The 19377-nt window shown below is 34.0% G+C and carries 36 protein-coding genes; all 36 read left to right on the forward strand.

Annotated elements, in window-relative coordinates:
- Positions 1–446: EF-Tu C-terminal domain-related protein (locus CLVI_RS03825; RefSeq protein ID WP_242980548.1), on the forward strand; the 446-nt coding region annotated here is incomplete at its 5' end.
- Positions 447–897: 451 nt separating this feature from the next.
- Positions 898–1206, forward strand: coding sequence for a 30S ribosomal protein S10 (rpsJ, locus tag CLVI_RS03830; RefSeq protein ID WP_106058800.1), 309 nt, complete (start codon positions 898–900; stop codon positions 1204–1206).
- Between the two features lie 80 nt (positions 1207–1286).
- Complete coding sequence (gene rplC / locus CLVI_RS03835; protein ID WP_106058801.1) at positions 1287–1916, forward strand: 50S ribosomal protein L3; 630 nt, start codon at positions 1287–1289, stop codon at positions 1914–1916.
- A gap of 25 nt (positions 1917–1941) precedes the next feature.
- A complete protein-coding gene (gene rplD / locus CLVI_RS03840) occupies positions 1942–2562 on the forward strand; it encodes a 50S ribosomal protein L4 (RefSeq protein WP_106058802.1) in 621 nt (206 codons plus the stop codon).
- Positions 2562–2861, forward strand: a complete 300-nt coding sequence (gene rplW, locus CLVI_RS03845) for a 50S ribosomal protein L23 (RefSeq protein ID WP_106058803.1) — start codon at positions 2562–2564, stop codon at positions 2859–2861. Before rplD ends, rplW begins: the two co-directional genes overlap by 1 nt.
- Before the next feature lie 62 nt (positions 2862–2923).
- A complete protein-coding gene (rplB, locus tag CLVI_RS03850; RefSeq protein ID WP_106058804.1) occupies positions 2924–3757 on the forward strand; it encodes a 50S ribosomal protein L2 in 834 nt (277 codons plus the stop codon).
- A gap of 67 nt (positions 3758–3824) precedes the next feature.
- Entirely contained in the window at positions 3825–4103 is a 279-nt protein-coding gene (gene rpsS / locus CLVI_RS03855) for a 30S ribosomal protein S19 (protein ID WP_106058805.1), read from the forward strand.
- Positions 4104–4131: 28 nt separating this feature from the next.
- Positions 4132–4467 carry a 50S ribosomal protein L22 gene (rplV, locus tag CLVI_RS03860; RefSeq protein ID WP_106058806.1) on the forward strand — a complete coding sequence of 112 codons (336 nt, stop codon included), beginning with the start codon at positions 4132–4134 and terminating at the stop codon, positions 4465–4467.
- An 18-nt stretch (positions 4468–4485) separates the two neighbouring features.
- The gene (gene rpsC / locus CLVI_RS03865; protein WP_106058807.1) at positions 4486–5151 is read left to right on the forward strand and encodes a 30S ribosomal protein S3; all 666 of its coding nucleotides are present in this window, start codon (positions 4486–4488) and stop codon (positions 5149–5151) included.
- A gap of 16 nt (positions 5152–5167) precedes the next feature.
- On the forward strand, positions 5168–5602 hold the full coding sequence (rplP, locus tag CLVI_RS03870; RefSeq protein ID WP_106058808.1) for a 50S ribosomal protein L16: 435 nt from the start codon (positions 5168–5170) through the stop codon (positions 5600–5602).
- A complete protein-coding gene (rpmC, locus tag CLVI_RS03875; RefSeq protein ID WP_106058809.1) occupies positions 5602–5811 on the forward strand; it encodes a 50S ribosomal protein L29 in 210 nt (69 codons plus the stop codon). The genes rplP and rpmC overlap by 1 nt, the downstream gene beginning before the upstream one ends.
- 21 nt (positions 5812–5832) lie before the next feature.
- Positions 5833–6087 carry a 30S ribosomal protein S17 gene (rpsQ, locus tag CLVI_RS03880; RefSeq protein ID WP_106058810.1) on the forward strand — a complete coding sequence of 85 codons (255 nt, stop codon included), beginning with the start codon at positions 5833–5835 and terminating at the stop codon, positions 6085–6087.
- A 29-nt stretch (positions 6088–6116) separates the two neighbouring features.
- Positions 6117–6485, forward strand: coding sequence for a 50S ribosomal protein L14 (rplN, locus tag CLVI_RS03885; protein WP_106058811.1), 369 nt, complete (start codon positions 6117–6119; stop codon positions 6483–6485).
- An 18-nt stretch (positions 6486–6503) separates the two neighbouring features.
- Positions 6504–6818, forward strand: coding sequence for a 50S ribosomal protein L24 (rplX, locus tag CLVI_RS03890; RefSeq protein ID WP_106058812.1), 315 nt, complete (start codon positions 6504–6506; stop codon positions 6816–6818).
- A 24-nt stretch (positions 6819–6842) separates the two neighbouring features.
- The gene (rplE, locus tag CLVI_RS03895; protein WP_106058813.1) at positions 6843–7382 is read left to right on the forward strand and encodes a 50S ribosomal protein L5; all 540 of its coding nucleotides are present in this window, start codon (positions 6843–6845) and stop codon (positions 7380–7382) included.
- Positions 7383–7397: 15 nt separating this feature from the next.
- Positions 7398–7583: a type Z 30S ribosomal protein S14 gene (locus tag CLVI_RS03900; protein WP_106058814.1), complete on the forward strand. Its 186-nt coding sequence runs from the start codon at positions 7398–7400 to the stop codon at positions 7581–7583.
- Between the two features lie 32 nt (positions 7584–7615).
- Complete coding sequence (gene rpsH, locus CLVI_RS03905; protein ID WP_106058815.1) at positions 7616–8014, forward strand: 30S ribosomal protein S8; 399 nt, start codon at positions 7616–7618, stop codon at positions 8012–8014.
- A gap of 66 nt (positions 8015–8080) precedes the next feature.
- A complete protein-coding gene (gene rplF / locus CLVI_RS03910) occupies positions 8081–8623 on the forward strand; it encodes a 50S ribosomal protein L6 (protein WP_106058816.1) in 543 nt (180 codons plus the stop codon).
- Between the two features lie 18 nt (positions 8624–8641).
- A complete protein-coding gene (gene rplR, locus CLVI_RS03915; RefSeq protein WP_106058817.1) occupies positions 8642–9001 on the forward strand; it encodes a 50S ribosomal protein L18 in 360 nt (119 codons plus the stop codon).
- A gap of 19 nt (positions 9002–9020) precedes the next feature.
- Positions 9021–9518: a 30S ribosomal protein S5 gene (gene rpsE, locus CLVI_RS03920; protein WP_106058818.1), complete on the forward strand. Its 498-nt coding sequence runs from the start codon at positions 9021–9023 to the stop codon at positions 9516–9518.
- A gap of 13 nt (positions 9519–9531) precedes the next feature.
- On the forward strand, positions 9532–9711 hold the full coding sequence (gene rpmD / locus CLVI_RS03925; RefSeq protein ID WP_106058819.1) for a 50S ribosomal protein L30: 180 nt from the start codon (positions 9532–9534) through the stop codon (positions 9709–9711).
- A 21-nt stretch (positions 9712–9732) separates the two neighbouring features.
- Positions 9733–10173, forward strand: coding sequence for a 50S ribosomal protein L15 (gene rplO / locus CLVI_RS03930; RefSeq protein WP_106058820.1), 441 nt, complete (start codon positions 9733–9735; stop codon positions 10171–10173).
- A 1-nt stretch (position 10174) separates the two neighbouring features.
- Positions 10175–11449, forward strand: coding sequence for a preprotein translocase subunit SecY (gene secY, locus CLVI_RS03935; protein ID WP_106058821.1), 1275 nt, complete (start codon positions 10175–10177; stop codon positions 11447–11449).
- 23 nt (positions 11450–11472) lie between these two features.
- Positions 11473–12123, forward strand: a complete 651-nt coding sequence (locus CLVI_RS03940; RefSeq protein ID WP_106058822.1) for an adenylate kinase — start codon at positions 11473–11475, stop codon at positions 12121–12123.
- Complete coding sequence (gene map, locus CLVI_RS03945; RefSeq protein ID WP_106058823.1) at positions 12120–12869, forward strand: type I methionyl aminopeptidase; 750 nt, start codon at positions 12120–12122, stop codon at positions 12867–12869. Before CLVI_RS03940 ends, map begins: the two co-directional genes overlap by 4 nt.
- Positions 12870–12940: 71 nt before the next feature.
- Positions 12941–13222 carry a KOW domain-containing RNA-binding protein gene (locus tag CLVI_RS03950; protein WP_106058824.1) on the forward strand — a complete coding sequence of 94 codons (282 nt, stop codon included), beginning with the start codon at positions 12941–12943 and terminating at the stop codon, positions 13220–13222.
- A gap of 7 nt (positions 13223–13229) precedes the next feature.
- On the forward strand, positions 13230–13448 hold the full coding sequence (gene infA, locus CLVI_RS03955; RefSeq protein ID WP_106058825.1) for a translation initiation factor IF-1: 219 nt from the start codon (positions 13230–13232) through the stop codon (positions 13446–13448).
- Positions 13449–13493: 45 nt separating this feature from the next.
- Positions 13494–13607, forward strand: coding sequence for a 50S ribosomal protein L36 (gene rpmJ, locus CLVI_RS03960; RefSeq protein WP_106058826.1), 114 nt, complete (start codon positions 13494–13496; stop codon positions 13605–13607).
- Between the two features lie 213 nt (positions 13608–13820).
- A complete protein-coding gene (rpsM, locus tag CLVI_RS03965) occupies positions 13821–14189 on the forward strand; it encodes a 30S ribosomal protein S13 (RefSeq protein ID WP_106058827.1) in 369 nt (122 codons plus the stop codon).
- A 15-nt stretch (positions 14190–14204) separates the two neighbouring features.
- Positions 14205–14600 (forward strand): 30S ribosomal protein S11, encoded by a 396-nt coding sequence (rpsK, locus tag CLVI_RS03970; RefSeq protein WP_106058828.1) that lies wholly within the window; start codon positions 14205–14207, stop codon positions 14598–14600.
- Positions 14601–14627: 27 nt separating this feature from the next.
- Positions 14628–15248 (forward strand): 30S ribosomal protein S4, encoded by a 621-nt coding sequence (gene rpsD, locus CLVI_RS03975; RefSeq protein WP_106058829.1) that lies wholly within the window; start codon positions 14628–14630, stop codon positions 15246–15248.
- 99 nt (positions 15249–15347) lie between these two features.
- A complete protein-coding gene (locus CLVI_RS03980; protein WP_106058830.1) occupies positions 15348–16295 on the forward strand; it encodes a DNA-directed RNA polymerase subunit alpha in 948 nt (315 codons plus the stop codon).
- Between the two features lie 12 nt (positions 16296–16307).
- Complete coding sequence (rplQ, locus tag CLVI_RS03985; protein WP_106058831.1) at positions 16308–16649, forward strand: 50S ribosomal protein L17; 342 nt, start codon at positions 16308–16310, stop codon at positions 16647–16649.
- A 209-nt stretch (positions 16650–16858) separates the two neighbouring features.
- Positions 16859–17710 (forward strand): energy-coupling factor transporter ATPase, encoded by an 852-nt coding sequence (locus CLVI_RS03990; RefSeq protein ID WP_106058832.1) that lies wholly within the window; start codon positions 16859–16861, stop codon positions 17708–17710.
- Positions 17695–18552, forward strand: coding sequence for an energy-coupling factor transporter ATPase (locus tag CLVI_RS03995; RefSeq protein ID WP_106058833.1), 858 nt, complete (start codon positions 17695–17697; stop codon positions 18550–18552). The genes CLVI_RS03990 and CLVI_RS03995 overlap by 16 nt, the downstream gene beginning before the upstream one ends.
- 12 nt (positions 18553–18564) lie before the next feature.
- Positions 18565–19368, forward strand: a complete 804-nt coding sequence (locus CLVI_RS04000; protein WP_106058834.1) for an energy-coupling factor transporter transmembrane component T family protein — start codon at positions 18565–18567, stop codon at positions 19366–19368.
- The last annotated feature ends 9 nt before the right edge of the window (positions 19369–19377 follow it).

Raw genomic sequence — 19377 nt, forward strand, 5'->3', positions numbered from 1 at the left:
GTGAAGAAAAGAAGAAGACAATAGTAACAGGAATAGAAATGTTCAGAAAGTTATTAGACGACGCGAGAGCAGGAGATAACGTAGGAGCATTATTAAGAGGAATACAAAGAACAGATGTAGAAAGAGGTCAAGTGTTAGCAAAGCCAGGAACAGTACATCCACATAAAAAGTTTGTAGGTCAAGTATATGTACTAAAGAAAGAAGAAGGCGGAAGACATACACCATTCTTCGATGGATATAGACCACAATTTTATTTCAGAACAACAGATGTAACAGGATCAATTAAATTACCAGATGGAATGGAAATGGTAATGCCAGGAGACCACATAGATATGGTTGTTGAATTAATTACTCAAGTAGCAATGGATGAGGGATTAAGATTCGCAATTAGAGAAGGTGGAAGAACTGTAGGATCAGGTGTTGTTACTAGCATCGTTCTAGAATAATTCTAATTAAAATATGAAAGTTAGATGCATCTAACAATCTTATTATTAAAAATAGAAGTTGAGATTTTATCTTAACTTCTATTTTTTTAGCAGTAAAGATATTTGTAATCACTATAAAGCATAAAAGGGTAATAAATAGATAATATTTTAATAAGATATGAAAATAATAAATCAGATAAAATAAATTTCTGAATAAAAAGATAATAATATAGTAAAAAAAACTTGAAAACATTAATTAATAATAGTATAATATAGAAGTTGCAGAAAAAGTAGCAATTAATCAAGAGGTTGCCGGACTTCCGGGTTATTCTTGAGGAGTATGTCTGGATCTAGAATCCGACGACAGTGATACTATATTTTGTTCTGATGGTAGAAACACTAGGAACAGTTTATAGAATAAACGCTGTTGTGCGCTCGAAGTAAAGCGTACATGAAAAGGAGGGAAACCAAGATGTCAAAACAAAAAATAAGAATCAGATTAAAAGCTTTTGATCACACAATATTAGATCAATCTGCTGAAAAAATCGTAGAGACTGCTAAGTCAACAGGTGCTAAGGTTGCAGGACCAGTACCATTACCAACAGAAAAAGATATCATAACAGTATTAAGAGCAGTTCATAAGTACAAAGATGCTAGAGAACAGTTCGAAATAAGGACTCACAAGAGACTAATCGATATAATTAATCCATCACCTAAAACAGTTGATGCATTAATGAGGTTAAATTTACCGGCTGGGGTAGATATCGAAATCAAGCTTTAGCAGCAAATAGTTTTAGAATAAACAATGAGCTATTATGATTGCATAGCAATCCGCTAATTAGTTTAGGAGGTGTAAGTACAATGAAAAAAGCTATTATTGGTAGAAAGATAGGAATGACTCAAATATTCAATGAGGATGGAAAAGTAATTCCTGTAACAGTAGTAGAAGCTGGTCCATGTGTTGTTATCCAGAAGAAAACAATTGAAAAGGACGGCTATGAAGCAATAAAAGTAGGTTTTGGAGACATAAGAGAAAAGTTAGTTAACAAGCCAACTAAAGGTCAATTTGTTAAGGCTGGAGCATCTTTAAGAAGAACTCTTAAGGAATTTAGACTTGAGGATTGTAGTGGATACAAAGTAGGAGAAGAAATCACTGCTGAAATATTTGTTGCAGGAGACAAAATTGACGTATCAGGAGTTTCTAAAGGTAAGGGATTTCAAGGAGTTATAAAAAGATGGCATGCAGCAAGAGGACCTATGTCTCATGGATCTAAGTTCCACAGAGCACCAGGTTCTATGGGAGCATCTTCAGATCCATCAAAGACATTTAAAAATAAACATATGCCAGGGCATATGGGAGCACAAAATAAAACTATAATAAATTTAGAAGTAGTTAAGGTTATAGCTGAAAAAAACTTAATACTAATTAAGGGCGCAATCCCAGGACCTAATAAAGGTACAGTAGTAATAAGAAACGCAGTTAAGGCTTAATTTCTGTAAGAAAGGAGGAAGCGGGATGCCTACAGTAGGATTATTTAATAAAGAAGGAAAGCAAGTTGGAGATTTTCAATTAAGTGAAGGAATTTTCGGAGTTGAAGTAAATCAAGATGCAGTACACCAAGTTGTTGTTGCATTACTTGCAAATAAGAGACAAGGGACTCAATCAGCTAAGACAAGAGCTGAAGTCAGAGGAGGCGGAATTAAGCCTTGGAGACAAAAGGGAACTGGTAGAGCTAGACAGGGCTCAATCAGAGCACCACAATGGGTTAAGGGTGGAATTGTATTCGCACCAAAGCCAAGAGATTACAGGATATCAGTACCTAAGAGCATGAGAAGAGTAGCTCTTAAATCTGCTTTAACTAGTAAAGTAATGGCAGATGAAATGATTGTTATGGAAGATTTAGCTTTTGCTGCTATCAACACTAAGCAAGTTACTGAAATGATTAAAACATTAGGTTTTAAGAAAATGTTAATAGTAACTGCTGAGTCTGATGAAATAGCTTACAAATCAGCTAGAAACATAGCAGGAGTTACCGTAATGCCTGCAAATAACATCAATGTTTATGATTTATTAAAGTATGAGAAGTTAATCATGACCAAAGATGCTGTATCAATTATTGAGGAGGTGTACGCATAATGAAGATTACAAGCCATGATATAATAAGAAAACCTGTTATAACTGAAAAAACTATGACAGCTATGGCAGAAAATAAGTACACTTTCATAGTTCAAATCAACACAAATAAGTCTCAAATAAAGAGAGCAGTTGAAGAAGTATTTGGCGTTAAAGTAGCCAATGTTCAAACTTTAAGAACTATGGGAAAAACTAAAAGAATGGGCGTACATGTAGGAAAGAGAGCTGACTACAAGAAAGCTATCATAACACTTGCTGAAGGAAGCAAGGGTATTGAATTCTTTGAGGGACTACAACAATAGTATATTAAAGTGATTTATTGGTGTGAAGCACCAGATAAGCTGTGAATAAGGAGGGAAAACAAATGGCAGTTAAAAAGTTTAGACCAACTACCCCTTCAAGAAGAGCGATGACAATGCCAACATTTGAAGAAATTACTTCAAATTCACCGCAGAAGTCACTTCTTGTTGGAATAAAGAGAAATGGTGGTAGAAATGCTCAAGGTAAGATAACTGTTAGACACCAAGGCGGTGGAGCTAAGAGGAAATACAGAATAATAGATTTCAAGAGAAACAAAGATGGGATTTCTGGAAAAGTTGGCTCAGTAGAGTACGATCCAAACAGAACAGCATACATTGCTCTTATAGTTTATGTTGATGGAGATAAGAGATACATACTAGCTCCTGCAGGGTTAAAGGTTGGAGATATAGTAGTATCAGGAGCTGATGCTGATATTAAACCAGGAAATGCTCTTCCATTAAGAAATATTCCAGTAGGTACAGTTGTACACAATATTGAATTACAAACTGGAAAAGGTGGTCAATTAGTTAGATCAGCTGGTAATTCAGCACAACTAATGGCTAAGGAAGGTAACTATGCAACTTTAAGACTACCTTCAGGAGAAATGAGATATGTAAGAATCGAATGTAGAGCCACAATAGGAACTGTATCTAACTCAACAAATGATATAGTTAATATTGGTAAAGCAGGAAGAAAGAGACATATGGGATGGAGACCTACGGTAAGAGGGTCTGCAATGAATCCAAACGATCATCCACATGGTGGTGGTGAAGGTAAGTCACCAATCGGTAGACCAAGTCCAGTTACTCCTTGGGGTAAACCAACACTTGGATACAAGACAAGAAAGAATAAAAAATATTCAGATAGATTCATTATTAAGAAAAGAAATGATAAGTAGTATTAGGAGAATAACTAGTTCTCTTTATACCTTGTCGGCCTGATGTTTAAGAAGGGAGGCAGTATTAGTGAGTAGATCAACAAAAAAAGGACCTTTTATTAAAGCGGGACTATTAAAAAAGGTTGAAGAAATGAATGCGAATAGTGAAAAGAAAGTTATTAAGACTTGGTCAAGAAGTTCAACAATTTTTCCACAAATGATAGGGCATACAATTGCTGTTCATGACGGAAGAAAACATCTTCCTGTATATATATCAGAAGATATGATTGGACATAAACTTGGAGAGTTCGCTTTAACAAGAACTTTCAGAGGACATTTGAACACAGATAGGAAATCAAAGAGATAATATAGTTGCCTGGAAAGGAGGAAAATAAATGGAAGCTAAAGCTGTAGCTAAATATGTAAGAATGTCTCCAATTAAAGTGGGAGTTGTTACTGGTTTAATAAGAGGAAAAAATGTTAAAGATGCTTTTGCTATTTTACAATACACTCCAAGAGAAGCAGCAGTAGAAATTAACAAAGTTTTAAAATCAGCTGTTGCAAATGCAGAAAATAATTTTGCACTTGATACAGATAAGTTATATGTATCAGAGGTATATGTTGGTCAAGGTCCGACTCTTAAGAGATTTAGACCTATGGATCACGGTAAAGCATTTAAAATTCTTAAAAAATCAAGCCATATAACAGTTATTGTTAAAGAAAGGGCTTAGAAGAAGGAGGGAAAATAAGTGGGTCAAAAGATACATCCTCATGGATTTAGAGTTGGTGTTATTAAAGATTGGGATTCAAGATGGTATGCAAACAAAAAAAACTTTGCAGATAACCTAATTGAAGATAACACTATTAGAAAATTTGTTAAAAAAGAACTTTTCTCAGCAGGTATTTCTAAAATAGAAATCGAAAGAGCTGCTAAAAGAGTTAAGTTGAATATATTCACTGCAAAACCAGGAGTAGTTATAGGCAGAGGTGGATCAGGGATTGAAGCATTAAAGAAGAAGATAACTAATCTTGTAGATGGAAAGAATGTTTTAATAAACATTGTTGAAGTTAGAAACGCTGATTCAAATGCTCAATTAATGGCAGAAAACATTGCTGCTCAATTAGAAAAAAGAATATCATTTAGAAGAGCTATGAAACAAACTATTCAAAGAGGTATGAAACATGGCGTAAATGGTGTTAAAACTGCTTGTGCAGGAAGACTTGGCGGAGCAGAAATAGCTAGAACTGAGCAATATCATGAAGGAAGAATTCCGCTACAAACTTTAAGAGCTGATATTGATTATGGTTTTGCTGAAGCAGATACAACTTACGGTAAAATTGGAGTAAAAGTTTGGGTTTATAATGGAGAAGTACTTCCAACTAAAAAGGTTGATAAGGAAAAAGCTCAAGCATAGAAAGGAGGAATAGATCATGTTAATGCCTAAAAGAGTAAAACATCGTAAGGTACAACGTGGTAGAATGAAAGGTAAGGCAACAAGAGGAAATTTCCTTGCTTATGGAGATTTCGGTATTCAAGCTACTACTTGCGGTTGGATAACAAGCAATCAAATAGAATCTGCCAGAGTTGCTATTAATAGACATATCAAAAGGGGTGGAAAGCTCTGGATCAAGATTTTCCCAGATAAGCCAGTTTCTAAGAAACCAGCTGAAACAAGAATGGGTAAAGGTAAAGGAGCACCTGAATTCTGGGTAGCAGTAACTAAGCCTGGTAGAGTTTTATTTGAATTATCAGGAGTTAGCGAAGAAATTGCAAGAGAAGCAATGAGACTTGCAGCACACAAGCTTCCTGTGAAAACTAAATTTGTTTCAAGAAGTGATTTTGAGGAAATGGGTGGTGAAGAATAATGAAGGCTAGAGAAATTAAGGAAATAAGAACAAATGATCCTCAAGATTTAATAGTTAAATTAGGAGATCTTAAAGCTGAATTATTCAACTTAAGATTCCAATTAGCTACAGGACAATTAGAAAATCCGATGAGAATAAAAGAAGTAAAAAAATCTATAGCCCAAATAAAAACTATTTTAAGAGAAGAAGAATTAAGGGTTCAACAGTAATTCTGGAAGGAGGTATCCCTAATGGAAAGAGGATTAAGGAAAAAAAGAGTTGGTAGAGTTGTTTCCGATAAAATGGAGAAGACTGTTGTAGTTGCTGTTGAAACTAAGGTTAGACATCCGTTATATGGAAAGACTATGAACAGGACTACTAAGTTTAAGGCTCATGATGAAAATAATGAAGCTAAACTTAATGATAGAGTAATAATAATGGAAACTAGACCATTATCTAAAGATAAGAGATGGAGACTTGTTGAGATAGTTGATAAAGCTAAATAAGCTTTAAAACTGAAAGGAGGATAAGTTCTATGATACAACAACAATCAGTGTTAAAGGGAGCAGATAACTCAGGCGCTAAAGAAATTATGTGTATAAGAGTTTTAGGCGGATCTAAGAGAAAGTTCGGTAACATTGGAGATATTATAGTTGCTAGTGTTAAAAGTGCAACACCAGGTGGAGTTGTTAAAAAAGGTGAAGTAGTTAAAGCAGTTATAGTTAGAACTGTAAAAGGGTTAAGAAGAGCAGATGGATCATACATTAAGTTTGATGAAAATGCTGCAGTTATAATAAAAGATGATAAGCAACCAAGAGGAACTCGTATCTTCGGACCAGTTGCAAGGGAGCTAAGAGATAAAGAATTTAATAAAATATTATCATTAGCACCAGAAGTTCTATAATAGAAGGAGGTGGCTTACTTGAAGGTACATGTAAGAAAGAATGATACAGTTGTAGTTATTTCAGGCAAGGACAAAGGTAAGACTGGAGAAGTTTTAAAAGTATATCCTAAAACAGGAAAGGTTCTTGTTCAAGGGATTAACATAATTAAGAAGCACCAAAAGGCTACTAAGAAACAAGCTGAAAGTGCTATTATAGAAAAAGAGGCTGCAATTAACAGCTCAAAGACAATGTTATACTGCACAAAATGTAAAACTGCTACAAGAATTAGCACTAAGTTATTAGAAGACGGAGCTAAGGTTAGAGTTTGCAAGAAATGTGGCGAAACATTCTAAGATTCTGAAAGGAGGTAACTCAATATGGCAAGACTTCAAGAGAAGTATGAAAAAGAAATAATACCAGCAATGATTGAAAAATTCGGATACAAAAACATAATGGAAGTACCAAAACTTGAAAAAATAGTAATAAATATGGGTGTCGGAGAAGCTAAAGAAAATCAAAAAGTTTTAGAATCAGCAGTTAATGATTTAACTCTTTTATCTGGACAAAAACCTATATTAACTAGATCAAAGAAATCAATAGCTAACTTTAAGTTAAGAGAGAACATGGCTATCGGATGTAAAGTTACATTAAGAAGAACAAGAATGTACGAATTTGCTGATAAGCTAATGTCAATCGCTTTACCAAGAGTTAGAGATTTTAGAGGTGTTTCCAGCAAAGCCTTTGATGGCAGAGGAAATTATTCGTTAGGAATAAAGGAACAATTAATATTTCCAGAAATGGAATACGATAAAATCGATAAATTAAGAGGAATGGATATTATCTTCGTAACAACAGCTAACACTGACGAAGAGGCAAGAGAATTATTAAGATTTCTTGGAATGCCGTTTGCTCTATAATAAGGAGGGAAAATCGTGGCACGTAAGGCTATTATTGAAAAGTGGAATAAAACACCTAAGTATAAAACAAGAGCATACACAAGATGCAGAATATGTGGTAGACCACACTCAGTACTTAAAAAATTCGGTATCTGCCGTATTTGCTTTAGAGAACTTGCTAACAAGGGCCAAATTCCTGGTTGCAAGAAAGCAAGTTGGTAATATACTAAGTTAAGCGAAAGGAGGCACATTAAATGGTTATGACAGATCCTATAGCAGATTTACTAACACGTATTAGAAATGCTAATGCTGTTAAACATGAAGTAGTAGAGGTACCTTCTTCAACCGTAAAGAAGGGTGTTACAAATATCTTATTACAAGAAGGATATATTAAGGAAATTAATGAATACAATGATGGAGTTGTTCCAATGTTGAGAATTTCTCTTAAATATGGTTCAAATAAAGAAAAAGTTATAACTGGCATAAAAAGAATTTCTAAGCCAGGACTAAGAGTTTACTGCAGGAAAGATGATACTCCAAAAGTTCTTAATGGATTAGGAATTGCTGTAATTTCAACATCAAATGGACTTATGGTTGATAGAGAAGCTAGGAAATTAGGATTAGGCGGAGAAGTACTTTGCTACGTTTGGTAGTAACTTTTTATTCAGATACTAATAGATTAAATAAATATTTGTACAAGAAAAACAGGAGGTGAAATTATGTCAAGAATAGGTAGATTACCTATAGCTATACCTACTGGCGTAACTGTTACTGTATCAGCAGATAAAGTTGTCACAGTTAAGGGGCCTAAGGGTGAGCTAATAAAAGCTATGCACGAGGACATTAATATAGCCGTTGAAAACAACGAAGTAGTTGTAACTAGACCCAGTGATAAGAAAGAGCATAAAGCTCTTCACGGATTAGTAAGAGCGCTTATAAATAACATGATAATTGGAACAACTGAAGGTTATCAAAAGACATTAGAATTAGTTGGTGTGGGATATAGAGCTCAATTACAAGGTAATAAAATGGTAATGAATCTTGGATTCTCACATCCAGTTGAAATACAAGCATTAGATGGAATTACTTTTGAAATTCCAGTTCCAACTAAGGTTATAATTAAGGGAATAGATAAACAAATGGTTGGAGCACAAGCTGCTGATATAAGACGTTGGAGAAAGCCAGAACCATATAAAGGTAAGGGCATAAAGTATGAAGGCGAATATATCAGACGTAAAGAAGGTAAAACTGGTAAGAAATAATAGAAAGGAGTGAATTCTATGTTCAAGAAGGTAGACAGAAAGTTAACAAGAGTAAGACGTCACCTTAGAGTACGTAAGAAGGTTTTCGGTACTCCTGAAAGACCAAGACTTTCAGTATATAGAAGTGAAAAGAATATATATGCACAAATCATTGATGATATAAATGCTATAACTGTTGTTGCATCTTCAAGTGTAGAAAAAGATTTTTCAGCTAAGGGTGGTAATAAAGAAGGAGCTAAGCTTGTAGGAGCATTAGTTGCTAAAAAAGCTATAGAAAAAGGAATTAAAGAAGTTGTATTTGATAGAGGTGGTTATATTTATCACGGAAGAGTACAACAATTAGCTGAAGCTGCTAGAGAAGCAGGGCTAAAATTCTAATAAATGAGGAGGGAAATAAATGAGAATCGATCCTAGTACACTTGATCTTAAAGAAAAAGTTGTTTTTATAAACAGAGTTACTAAGGTTGTTAAGGGTGGTAGAAACTTTAGATTTAGCGCACTTGTAGTTGTCGGAGACGAGAATGGTCATGTTGGCGTTGGTATGGGTAAGTCTATCGAAATCCCTGTAGCAATTAAAAAAGGAATAGAAGATGCTAAGAAGAACTTAGTTGAAGTTGCCATGGTTGGAACAACAATTCCTCATAGAATATATGGAATATTTGGTACTGGTAAGGTACTTATAATGCCCGCTAGAGAAGGTACAGGAGTACTTGCTGGAGGCCCAGCAAGGTCTGTATTAGAATTAGCAGGAGTAAAGGACGTTAGAGCTAAGTCTTTAGGTTCAAATAATCCAAAGAATATGGTTAGTGCAACAATCAACGGATTAGCAAACTTAAGAACAGTTGAAGATATAGCTAAGTTAAGAGGAAAATCCGTTGAGGAAATATTAGGTTAGGAGGTATATTGCGATGGCAAAGTTAAGAGTTACATTAGTAAAGAGCTTAATAGGCAGAAAGAAGACCCATATCGCTACTGCAAATGCCCTTGGACTAAAAAAGATAGGTAAAACAGTAGAGCATGAGGTGAATCCTCAAATACAAGGTATGATTAACAAGATAGACTATTTATTAAAAGTAGAAGAACTATAAGACAGGGAGGTGTACTGAAATATGAAACTTCATGAATTAAAGGCACCAGCTGGTAGTACGCATGCTCAAAAAAGAGTGGGTAGAGGTACTGGTTCTGGGCTAGGAAGAAACGCTGGTAAAGGCGAAAATGGGCAAAATTCTAGATCAGGCGGTGGAGTTAGACCTGGCTTTGAAGGAGGCCAAATGCCTCTATACAGAAGACTTCCTAAAAGAGGGTTTACAAATATATTTTCTAAGAGAATTGTTAGTATTAATGTAGACAGATTAAATATATTTGAAAATGGAACAGAAATTACTCCAGAAGTATTGTTAGAGAGAAGAGTTATTAGCAAGATTATGGACGGAGTTAAAATATTAGCAAATGGAAACTTAGAGAAAAGCTTAAATATAAAAGGATGCAAGCTTTCAAAGTCTGCTATTGAGAAGATCGAAGCAGCTGGGGGCAAAGTCGAGGTGATTTAAGATGTTATCAACTTTACGCAATGCCTGGAAAGTTCCAGATATAAGGAAAAAGTTGTTTTGGACGATAGCATTAGTAGCGATTTTTAGAATGGGAACAAAAATTCCTGTTCCTGGGATCAATGCTGACTATCTAAAAGAAATGACTCAATCTGGATTGCTTGGTTTCTACGACTTAATATCTGGAGGTGCTTTTAGCAGCTTTAGTATATTAGCCCTAGGTGTAATGCCTTATATTAATGCTTCAATTATTATGCAGTTACTTACAATAGGAATTCCTTCATTAGAGCAACTTCAAAAAGAAGGCGAAGAAGGAAGGAAAAAAATTCAGAAGGCCACTCGTTACTTAGCGATAGTAATAGCAATATTTCTTGCTATTGGTGTAGTTGCATCTCTTTCACAAAAAGGTGGAGCGACGGGGATAAGCAGTTTTGAATATGTAGTTGTAATACTTTCATTAATAGTTGGTTCAGTATTCTGTATATGGTTAGGAGACCAAATCACAGTAAAAGGTTTTGGGAATGGAACATCAATTTTAATATTTGTTAATATAGTTTCTAGATTACCGATAACAATAAACAATCTAATTCAATTAGAACAAGCTGATACTGTAACTATTGTAGACCTAACATTATTTTTTGCTGGCGTATTAGTATTATTAGCATTAGCAATATATTTTAGTTTGGCAGAACGAAAAATTCCAGTACAATATGCAGGAAAAGCTGTTGGTAATAAAGTAATGAAGGGACAGTCAACGCATATACCACTTAGTATTATAAGTGCAGCTGTTATTGCAATTATATTTGCAATGTCGCTTATGGGGACCCCTGAAGCATTAGCTAAATTTTTCCCGGATAAGGATTGGTCAGTCTGGATATTAACTAGCTCTTATAGTATTTTTAATAAGAGTACATGGATGTATCCAGTTGTATATGCCTTGTTCACAGTATTCTTTACCTGGTTCTACAATGAGGCAACTTTAAAACCTGAAGAAATGTCAGAGAATCTTAATAAATCCGCTGGGTTTGTACCAGGAATAAGGCCAGGTGAACAGACTACTAGGTATTTTGAAAAAGTAGTCGCAAGAGTATCTATTATAGGAGGGTTATTTGCTGCATTATTAGCAATAATTCCAATTTTAATAGAGCAATATTCAGATTTTAAGAATATATCCTTCGGAGCAACTGCTTTATTAATAGTTATTGGTGTAGCCCTTGATTTTTCAAGGAGACTTGAATCTCAAATGGTTATGAGACATTATGAAGGATTCCTTAAATAGATTATAAAATGGAGATGATGCTCGTGAAGATGGTATTATTAGGTCCTCCAGGAGCTGGAAAAGGAACACAGGCAAAATCAATTAGTAATAGGTACTCCATACCACATATTTCAACTGGAGATATTTTCAGGGGAAATATTTCACAGAATACTCCACTTGGAATAGAAGCAAAAATGTATATGGATAAGGGGCAATTAGTTCCTGATAAAGTTACTATTAATATGGTTAAAGATAGACTTCAACAAGAGGATTGTAAGAAAGGGTATTTATTAGATGGTTTTCCGAGAACAGTAAGTCAAGCGGAATCACTTCACAAATTCTTACATCTTAGAGAAGAAAGTCTAGATACGGCATTATTAATAGAGGTGCCTAGAGATTTTATTCGTGAAAGAATGACTGGAAGAAGAGTATGTCCCTCATGTGGAGCGAGTTATCACATGAAATTCAATCCAGCATTGGATGGAAAGTGTGAGCTATGTGGATCTGATGTTGTCCAAAGAAAAGATGACGCTGAAGAGACTGTTAAAGAAAGACTTGATGTATATGAAAGACAAACACAACCACTAATTGATTTCTATAAAAATAAAGACTTGCTTTCAGTAGTAGATGGAACAAAGGCTATTAATGAAGTGTTTGAAGGCATCTGTAGTATATTAGGAAGTCATAAAAATTGATTATTTTAAAAGATGATTATGACATCTCACTTATGCGTAGTGCTGGAAGGCTAGTAGCTGAAACACTATTACTTGTAGAGGATTGCGTTAAACCTGGTATAACTACTGTATATCTTGATAAGATTGCAGAAGAATTTATAACTAAGCATGGAGCTAAGCCATCCTTTAAAGGATTATATGGCTTCCCTTCTTCTTTATGTATATCTGTGAATGAACAAGTAGTTCATGGAATGCCAGGATTCTATGAACTTAAAGAGGGAGATATAATCAGTATTGATTGTGGAGCACTTCTTAAGGGATTCCATGGAGACGCTGCAAGAACTTTTTCAGTAGGAAAGGTATCTAAAGAGACACAATCATTAATAGACGTTACAAAAGATTGCTTTTTTGAGGGAATTAAATTTGCTCAAGTTGGTAATAGATTAACTGATATTTCACATGAAATACAAAGTTATGTAGAAGGTTGGGGATTCTCAGTAGTAAGAGATTTCGTTGGGCATGGGATAGGTAAACATGTTCATGAAGATCCTGAGGTACCAAATTTCGGTAAGCCAGGTAGAGGTCCAAAACTTCAAACAGGTATGGTTTTAGCTATAGAACCTATGATAAACATAGGGGGGCATAGAGTAAAGACACTTGATGATGGATGGACTGTGGTAACAAGTGATGGAAGCCTATCAGCACATTATGAGAATACTGTTGCAATTTTACCAGATGGACCCGAAATACTAACACTAATTAAATAGAGTGTTGCTTAGTTATAAATTCACATAATAAATGTGTGATTTATGCTAAGGTAATCATCGAGGTGAATAATTTGCAAAACAATGACTTGATTGGAAAAGTGGTACTTTCAAAAGCAGGAAGAGATAAAAATCATCTATATGTTGTTATTAGGCAAATTGATAATGAGTATGTTCTACTATCAAATGGTATTACTAAAACAATGGGAAACCCTAAGAAGAAAAAGGTTAAACATTTAAACTTTTTATATGCAGTAGATGATGAAATAAAAGAGGCTATCGCAAAGAGTGATAAAGGTACTGATTTAAAAATTAAGAGATTCATAAAACTAAAAAACATTGTTAAGGAGGATTGATTACCTTATGTCAAAAGATGATGTTATAGAAATGCAAGGTACAGTCCTAGAATCGTTACCAAATGCTATGTTTCAGATCGAACTTGAAAGTGGCCATACGATTCTAGCACATATATCTGGAAAATTAAGAATGAACTTTATAAGAATTTTACCTGGAGATAAAGTTACTGTGGAGCTTTCTCCCTATGATTTAACTAGAGGTAGAATTACATGGAGAGCAAAATAAGGTAGAGAAAAATCTCTGCCAGTACTAATACAAGGAGGGCTAGCTATGAAAGTAAGACCGTCAGTTAAGCCTATTTGCGAAAAGTGCAAAGTCATTAAAAGAAACGGAAACGTAATGGTTATCTGTGAAAATCCAAAGCACAAGCAAAAACAGGGCTGATAGAAAATAATATTATAGAAAATATAGATAAGGCAGTCAAAAATTATTGACTTTTTTAGTAAAGTCAAATATGATTATATAGGCATTAATTTAATAATTAGGTTTTACGAGCGGCTGACATAGAGATGTATTTCTCTAATGCCTAAAAGTTTATTATATACTATACAATCAATTGTTTTAAGACATTTCAATTACCAGGAGGTGTAAATTTTAATGGCAAGAATAGCAGGTACTGACCTACCAAGGGAAAAAAGAGTTGAAATAGGTCTAACATATATATTTGGAATAGGATTAACTACTTCTCATAAGATATTAGCTACTACTGGAGTAAATCTAGATACTAGAGTTAAAGATCTTACTGAAGAAGAAATTAATGAAATTAGAACCTATATCAATAAGAATTTAAATGTTGAAGGTGACTTAAGAAGAGAAGTTGCTTTAAACATTAAGAGATTACAAGAAATAGGATGCTATAGAGGAATTAGACATAGAAGAGGTCTTCCAGTAAGAGGACAAAAAACTAAGACTAATGCGAGGACAAGAAAAGGTCCTAAGAAGACTATGGCAAACAAAAAGAAATAGCAAGGAGGGAAGATAATGGCAGCTCAAAAAGTTAAGAAGAGTAGAAGAAAAAAAGAAAGAAAAAATGTTGAGCATGGTGCTGCACACATCAAGTCTACTTTCAACAACTCAATAATTACTTTGACAGATGCAGTAGGAAATGCATTAACATGGTCAAGTGCAGGATCTCTAGGATTTAGAGGATCAAGAAAAAGTACTCCTTTTGCAGCCCAAATGGCAGCGGAAACAGCAGCTCAGGTAGCAATGGAACATGGCTTAAAGAGCGTTGAAGTTTATGTAAAGGGACCAGGAGCAGGTAGAGAATCAGCTATAAGATCCCTACAAGCAGCAGGATTAGAAGTAACTTTAATAAAAGATGTTACTCCAATCCCACACAATGGATGTAGACCGCCAAAGAGAAGAAGAGTCTAAGTACAACCATCACAGGAGGTGTAATTAATGGCAAGATATACTGGAGCTACATGCAGATTATGTAGAAGAGAAGGTATGAAACTATTCCTTAAAGGGGATAGATGTTATACAGATAAATGTGCTTTTTCAAGAAGAAGCTACGCACCAGGGCAACATGGAGCAAGTAAGAAAAAAGTTTCAAACTATGGTGTTCAATTAAGAGAAAAGCAAAAAGCAAAAAGAATATATGGTGTGTTAGAAAGCCAATTTAGAACTTATTATGATAAAGCTGAACACATGACTGGTATTACTGGTGAAAACCTATTAAAATTACTAGAATTAAGACTTGATAACGTAGCTTATAAATTAGGATATGGTGCATCAAGAAGTGAAGCTAGACAATTAGTAAATCACGGACATTTCTTAGTGAATGGCAAAAAAGTTGACATTGCTTCTTATAAAGTTTCTGTTAACGACCTTATCTCTGTTTCTGAAAAAAGTAGAGGTACTGAAAAGTTTAAAGTATTCGCTGAAAATCCAAAAACATTACCAAAATGGATAGAAGCAAATATTGAAAACTACGAAGGCAAAATAGTTGCTGAACCAACAAGAGACGATATTGAGATTCCAGTTAATGAAACGCTTATCGTTGAGTTATATAGCAAGTAATATAATAGTATTTACTAGATAAACAAATTGTTACAGTAAATATAGAATCAGTTGCCCTCAAAATAAGGTTGCCATTTAAAAAATAAGGAGGGTTTGTGTATGTTAGAAATAGAAAAGCCAATAATCGAATGTATTGAAGTGAACGAGCAGGGCACTTACGGTAAGTATGCGGTTGAGCCTTTGGAAAGAGGATATGGGATTACTTTAGGTAATGCACTTAGAAGAATTTTATTATCATCTTTACCAGGAGCGGCAACAACATCACTAAAAATCGATGGTGTACTTCATGAATTCTCTACTGTACAAGGAGTTAAGGAAGATGTTACAGAATTAGTTCTTAACATTAAAGCCTTAGCTTTAAGAATGAATGGTGAAGGTCCAAAGACTATCTATATAGACGCAAAGGGTCCTGGCATTGTTACAGGTGCTGATATAAAGAGTGACGGAGATGTTGAGGTTGTTAATAAGGATTTACATATTGCAACACTTGACAAAGAAGGAAGACTTTATATGGAACTAACAGTTAATAAGGGAAGAGGATATGTCACTCAAAATAAAAATAAGAGTGAAGAACTACCTATTTCTGCAATAGCTGTGGATTCAATATACACACCAGTGAAAAGAGTTAACTTTACTGTTGAAAATACAAGAGTTGGTCAAATTACTGACTATGATAAGTTAACTTTGGAAATCTGGACTAATGGAACTATAAAAATCGATGAAGCTATAAGTTTATCAGCTAAGATTCTTATAGAACATTTTAAATTGTTTATGTCATTAACAGATAACACTAATGATGTTGAAATAATGATAGAAAAAGAAGAAGATAAGAAGGAAAAAGTCCTAGAGATGACTGTAGAAGAACTTGATTTATCAGTTAGATCATATAACTGTTTAAAGAGAGCCGGTATCAATAGTGTTCAAGAGCTTGCAACAAAATCTATGGATGACATGATGAAAGTTAGAAATCTAGGAAAGAAATCCTTAGAAGAAGTTGAACATAAACTTAAAGAATTAGGATTATATTTGAAATTAAATGACGAGTAAGGAGGTAAATGTATGGCACTTCAACGTAAGTTAGGTCTTCCTACTGACCAAAGAAGAGCGATGCTTAGAGGGCTTGTTACAAGCTTTTTAAAGTATGGTAAAATTGAAACAACTGTAACTAGAGCTAAAGAAACTAAAAGAATTGCAGAAAAGATGATTACTCTTGCTAAAAGAGGAGATCTTCATGCTAGAAGACAAGTTCTTACTTTTGTTCAAGAGGAAGCAGTTGTTAAAAATCTTTTCGACAATGTAGCTTCACAATATACTGAAAGAAATGGTGGATATACAAGAATATATAAAATAGGTCCTAGAAGAGGGGACGCAGCTGAAATGGTTATACTTGAATTAGTATAACAATTAGGGGATTAAGTTTAGGCTTAATCCCCATTTTATAATATATAAATAAATTTCATTTATTATAGAGAAGAAACAAAGTAATATTTTGAAAAATTAATAATAAAAGGTTTAGCTTATAGATATATATATAAATCTATATATTAAAGCTGAAAATTTCTTTTGTATAATATATGAAAAATAGGATTTGATTAAATAGGAGGAGTGCTATGAGTGAAAATATGATAAGTTTTCAAGGATTAACTTATAAATATACTTCTATAGAAGATGAAAAAGAAGTAGAAATCTATGCTGTAAAAGGACTAGATCTAAATGTTAGAAGAGGAGAATTTATAGTTCTACTTGGGCATAATGGATCTGGTAAATCTACAATAGCAAAACATATTAATGCTCTATTAATCCCTACAGAAGGAACCGTTATAGTAGATGGGCTAAATACCTCAGATCCAAATAATCTATGGGAGATTAGAAGTAAAGCTGGGATGGTCTTTCAAAATCCAGAAAATCAACTAGTTGCTACGATAGTGGAGGAAGATGTGGCTTTTGGGCCGGAAAATTTGGGAGTTAAACCAAAGGAAATAAGAAAGAGAGTAAATGAAAGTCTTGATACGGTAGGGATGTTGGAATATAGAAGACATGCACCTCATTTGCTATCGGGGGGCCAGAAACAAAGAGTAGCAATAGCAGGAGTTTTAGCTATGAAGCCAGATTGTATAGTGTTTGATGAACCAACAGCTATGCTTGACCCAAGTGGAAGAAAAGAAGTTATGAATAATATAAAACAGTTAAATAAAGAATACGGAATAACTATAATCCTAATAACTCATTTTATGGATGAGGCCGCTGAAGGGGATAGGGTTGTTGTAATAGACGATGGAAAAATCATAATGGATGGTACTCCAAGAAATGTATTTTCTCAAGTTGAAACTATGAAGAACATAGGGCTTGATGTACCACAAGTAACTGAGCTTGCATATGAATTAAAAAATGCAGGAATTAATATTAGTACAGAAATATTAAATGTAGATGAGATGGTGAATGCGTTATGTCAATTAAGATAGAGAATTTAACACATGTATATATGCCAAAGAGCCCATTTGAAAAGTTAGCATTAGATAATGTTAGTTTGGAAATAGAGGATGGAGATTTTGTGGCACTTATTGGGCATACTGGCTCAGGTAAATCAACTATTATTCAACATATGAATGGTTTATTAAAACCTAGTAAGGGGAAAATAATAGTAGATGGCATTGATATTACTGCTAAGGGTGTAAAATTAACAGATATAAGAAAGAAGGTAGGGCTTGTATTTCAGTATGCAGAATATCAACTTTTTGAAGAAACCATTGAGAAAGATATTGCATTTGGGCCTAAAAACCTAGGGTTATCAGATGGAGAAATCAGTGAAAGAGTTAAAAGATCAATGGAGATGGTTGGATTAGAGTATGAAGTGTATAAGAATAAATCTCCTTTTGAATTGAGCGGAGGCCAAAAGAGAAGAGTAGCAATTGCAGGAGTAATAGCTATGGAGCCTAAAACATTGATACTTGATGAACCTACAGCAGGATTAGATCCAAAGGGCAGAGACGATATTTTGAAGCAAATACAAAGATTGCATAAAGAGTATGGAATGACAATAATATTAGTTAGTCATAGTATGGAAGATGTTGCTAAAATAGCTTTAAAAGTAATGGTAATGAATCATGGTAAAGTTGTACTTAAGGGTACCCCAAAAGAAGTTTTTAAAGAAGTTAAAACTTTAGAAAAAATAGGTCTTGGTGTACCACAGGTTACTTATTTAATACAAGCTTTAAGGGCAAAAGGATTTAAGGTTTCAGATAATGCGTATACTATTGAACAAGCGAGAGATGAAATACTTAAATCATTAGTTGAGAATAAGTAAGGGGGCCGTGGGATGTTAAAAGATATTACTATAGGACAATACTTGCCAGGAGAGTCGTTTATACATAAACTTGATCCAAGGACTAAGATCATTATATCTTTAATGTTCATAATCTCTTTATTTATTGTTAATAAATTTATTGGGTATATAATAGTCGTCGGGTTTTTAGCAGCTATAATAATTAATGCAAAAGTCCCTTTAAGTTTTATTTTAAAGGGGCTAAAGCCAATTTTTATTTTGATTCTAATAACTGGTGGTCTAAATATTTTTATGACTAAAGGAACAGAAGATACTTTAATATTCCAATTCGGATTTATTAATGTTTATGATGAAGGGTTAAGAATAGCTGCATTTATGACCCTAAGATTAGTATTTTTAATTATAGGGACTTCATTACTAACTTTAACTACATCACCAATAGAACTAACAGATGGTATTGAGAGGCTTCTTAGACCGATTGGAAAAGAATTAGCTCATGAATTAGCCATGATGATGACTATAGCATTGAGATTTATTCCAACATTAACAGAAGAAACAGATAAAATAATGAAGGCTCAGCAGGCAAGGGGAGCAGATTTTGAAACAGGCAATATAATTAAAAGGGCAAAAAGCTTAATTCCAATACTAGTGCCACTATTCATTAGTTCCTTTAGGAGGGCAGATGAGCTTGCTATGGCTATGGAGGCTAGGTGTTACAAAGGTGCAATTGGTAGAACTAGAATGAAAGAATTAAAGTATTCTTTTAGGGATATAATTGCTTATGGAATATTTAGCATAATGTTTATTTCTAGTTTGTTAGTAAAATTTGCAATTTAGGATTGAGGG

It is taken from the genome of Clostridium vincentii, assembly GCF_002995745.1.
In the GTDB taxonomy this organism is placed as follows: domain Bacteria; phylum Bacillota; class Clostridia; order Clostridiales; family Clostridiaceae; genus Clostridium; species Clostridium vincentii.

Coding starts and splice junctions, on each gene's coding strand:
- rpsJ (WP_106058800.1), top strand. CDS start 898: ATGTCAAAACAAAAAATAAGAATCAGATTAAAAGCTTTTGATCACACA.
- rplC (WP_106058801.1), top strand. CDS start 1,287: ATGAAAAAAGCTATTATTGGTAGAAAGATAGGAATGACTCAAATATTC.
- rplD (WP_106058802.1), top strand. CDS start 1,942: ATGCCTACAGTAGGATTATTTAATAAAGAAGGAAAGCAAGTTGGAGAT.
- rplW (WP_106058803.1), top strand. CDS start 2,562: ATGAAGATTACAAGCCATGATATAATAAGAAAACCTGTTATAACTGAA.
- rplB (WP_106058804.1), top strand. CDS start 2,924: ATGGCAGTTAAAAAGTTTAGACCAACTACCCCTTCAAGAAGAGCGATG.
- rplV (WP_106058806.1), top strand. CDS start 4,132: ATGGAAGCTAAAGCTGTAGCTAAATATGTAAGAATGTCTCCAATTAAA.
- rplP (WP_106058808.1), top strand. CDS start 5,168: ATGTTAATGCCTAAAAGAGTAAAACATCGTAAGGTACAACGTGGTAGA.
- rpmC (WP_106058809.1), top strand. CDS start 5,602: ATGAAGGCTAGAGAAATTAAGGAAATAAGAACAAATGATCCTCAAGAT.
- rpsQ (WP_106058810.1), top strand. CDS start 5,833: ATGGAAAGAGGATTAAGGAAAAAAAGAGTTGGTAGAGTTGTTTCCGAT.
- rplN (WP_106058811.1), top strand. CDS start 6,117: ATGATACAACAACAATCAGTGTTAAAGGGAGCAGATAACTCAGGCGCT.
- rplE (WP_106058813.1), top strand. CDS start 6,843: ATGGCAAGACTTCAAGAGAAGTATGAAAAAGAAATAATACCAGCAATG.
- rpsH (WP_106058815.1), top strand. CDS start 7,616: ATGGTTATGACAGATCCTATAGCAGATTTACTAACACGTATTAGAAAT.
- rplF (WP_106058816.1), top strand. CDS start 8,081: ATGTCAAGAATAGGTAGATTACCTATAGCTATACCTACTGGCGTAACT.
- rplR (WP_106058817.1), top strand. CDS start 8,642: ATGTTCAAGAAGGTAGACAGAAAGTTAACAAGAGTAAGACGTCACCTT.
- rpsE (WP_106058818.1), top strand. CDS start 9,021: ATGAGAATCGATCCTAGTACACTTGATCTTAAAGAAAAAGTTGTTTTT.
- rpmD (WP_106058819.1), top strand. CDS start 9,532: ATGGCAAAGTTAAGAGTTACATTAGTAAAGAGCTTAATAGGCAGAAAG.
- rplO (WP_106058820.1), top strand. CDS start 9,733: ATGAAACTTCATGAATTAAAGGCACCAGCTGGTAGTACGCATGCTCAA.
- secY (WP_106058821.1), top strand. CDS start 10,175: ATGTTATCAACTTTACGCAATGCCTGGAAAGTTCCAGATATAAGGAAA.
- infA (WP_106058825.1), top strand. CDS start 13,230: ATGTCAAAAGATGATGTTATAGAAATGCAAGGTACAGTCCTAGAATCG.
- rpmJ (WP_106058826.1), top strand. CDS start 13,494: ATGAAAGTAAGACCGTCAGTTAAGCCTATTTGCGAAAAGTGCAAAGTC.
- rpsM (WP_106058827.1), top strand. CDS start 13,821: ATGGCAAGAATAGCAGGTACTGACCTACCAAGGGAAAAAAGAGTTGAA.
- rpsK (WP_106058828.1), top strand. CDS start 14,205: ATGGCAGCTCAAAAAGTTAAGAAGAGTAGAAGAAAAAAAGAAAGAAAA.
- rpsD (WP_106058829.1), top strand. CDS start 14,628: ATGGCAAGATATACTGGAGCTACATGCAGATTATGTAGAAGAGAAGGT.
- CLVI_RS03980 (WP_106058830.1), top strand. CDS start 15,348: ATGTTAGAAATAGAAAAGCCAATAATCGAATGTATTGAAGTGAACGAG.
- rplQ (WP_106058831.1), top strand. CDS start 16,308: ATGGCACTTCAACGTAAGTTAGGTCTTCCTACTGACCAAAGAAGAGCG.
- CLVI_RS03990 (WP_106058832.1), top strand. CDS start 16,859: ATGAGTGAAAATATGATAAGTTTTCAAGGATTAACTTATAAATATACT.
- CLVI_RS03995 (WP_106058833.1), top strand. CDS start 17,695: ATGTCAATTAAGATAGAGAATTTAACACATGTATATATGCCAAAGAGC.
- CLVI_RS04000 (WP_106058834.1), top strand. CDS start 18,565: ATGTTAAAAGATATTACTATAGGACAATACTTGCCAGGAGAGTCGTTT.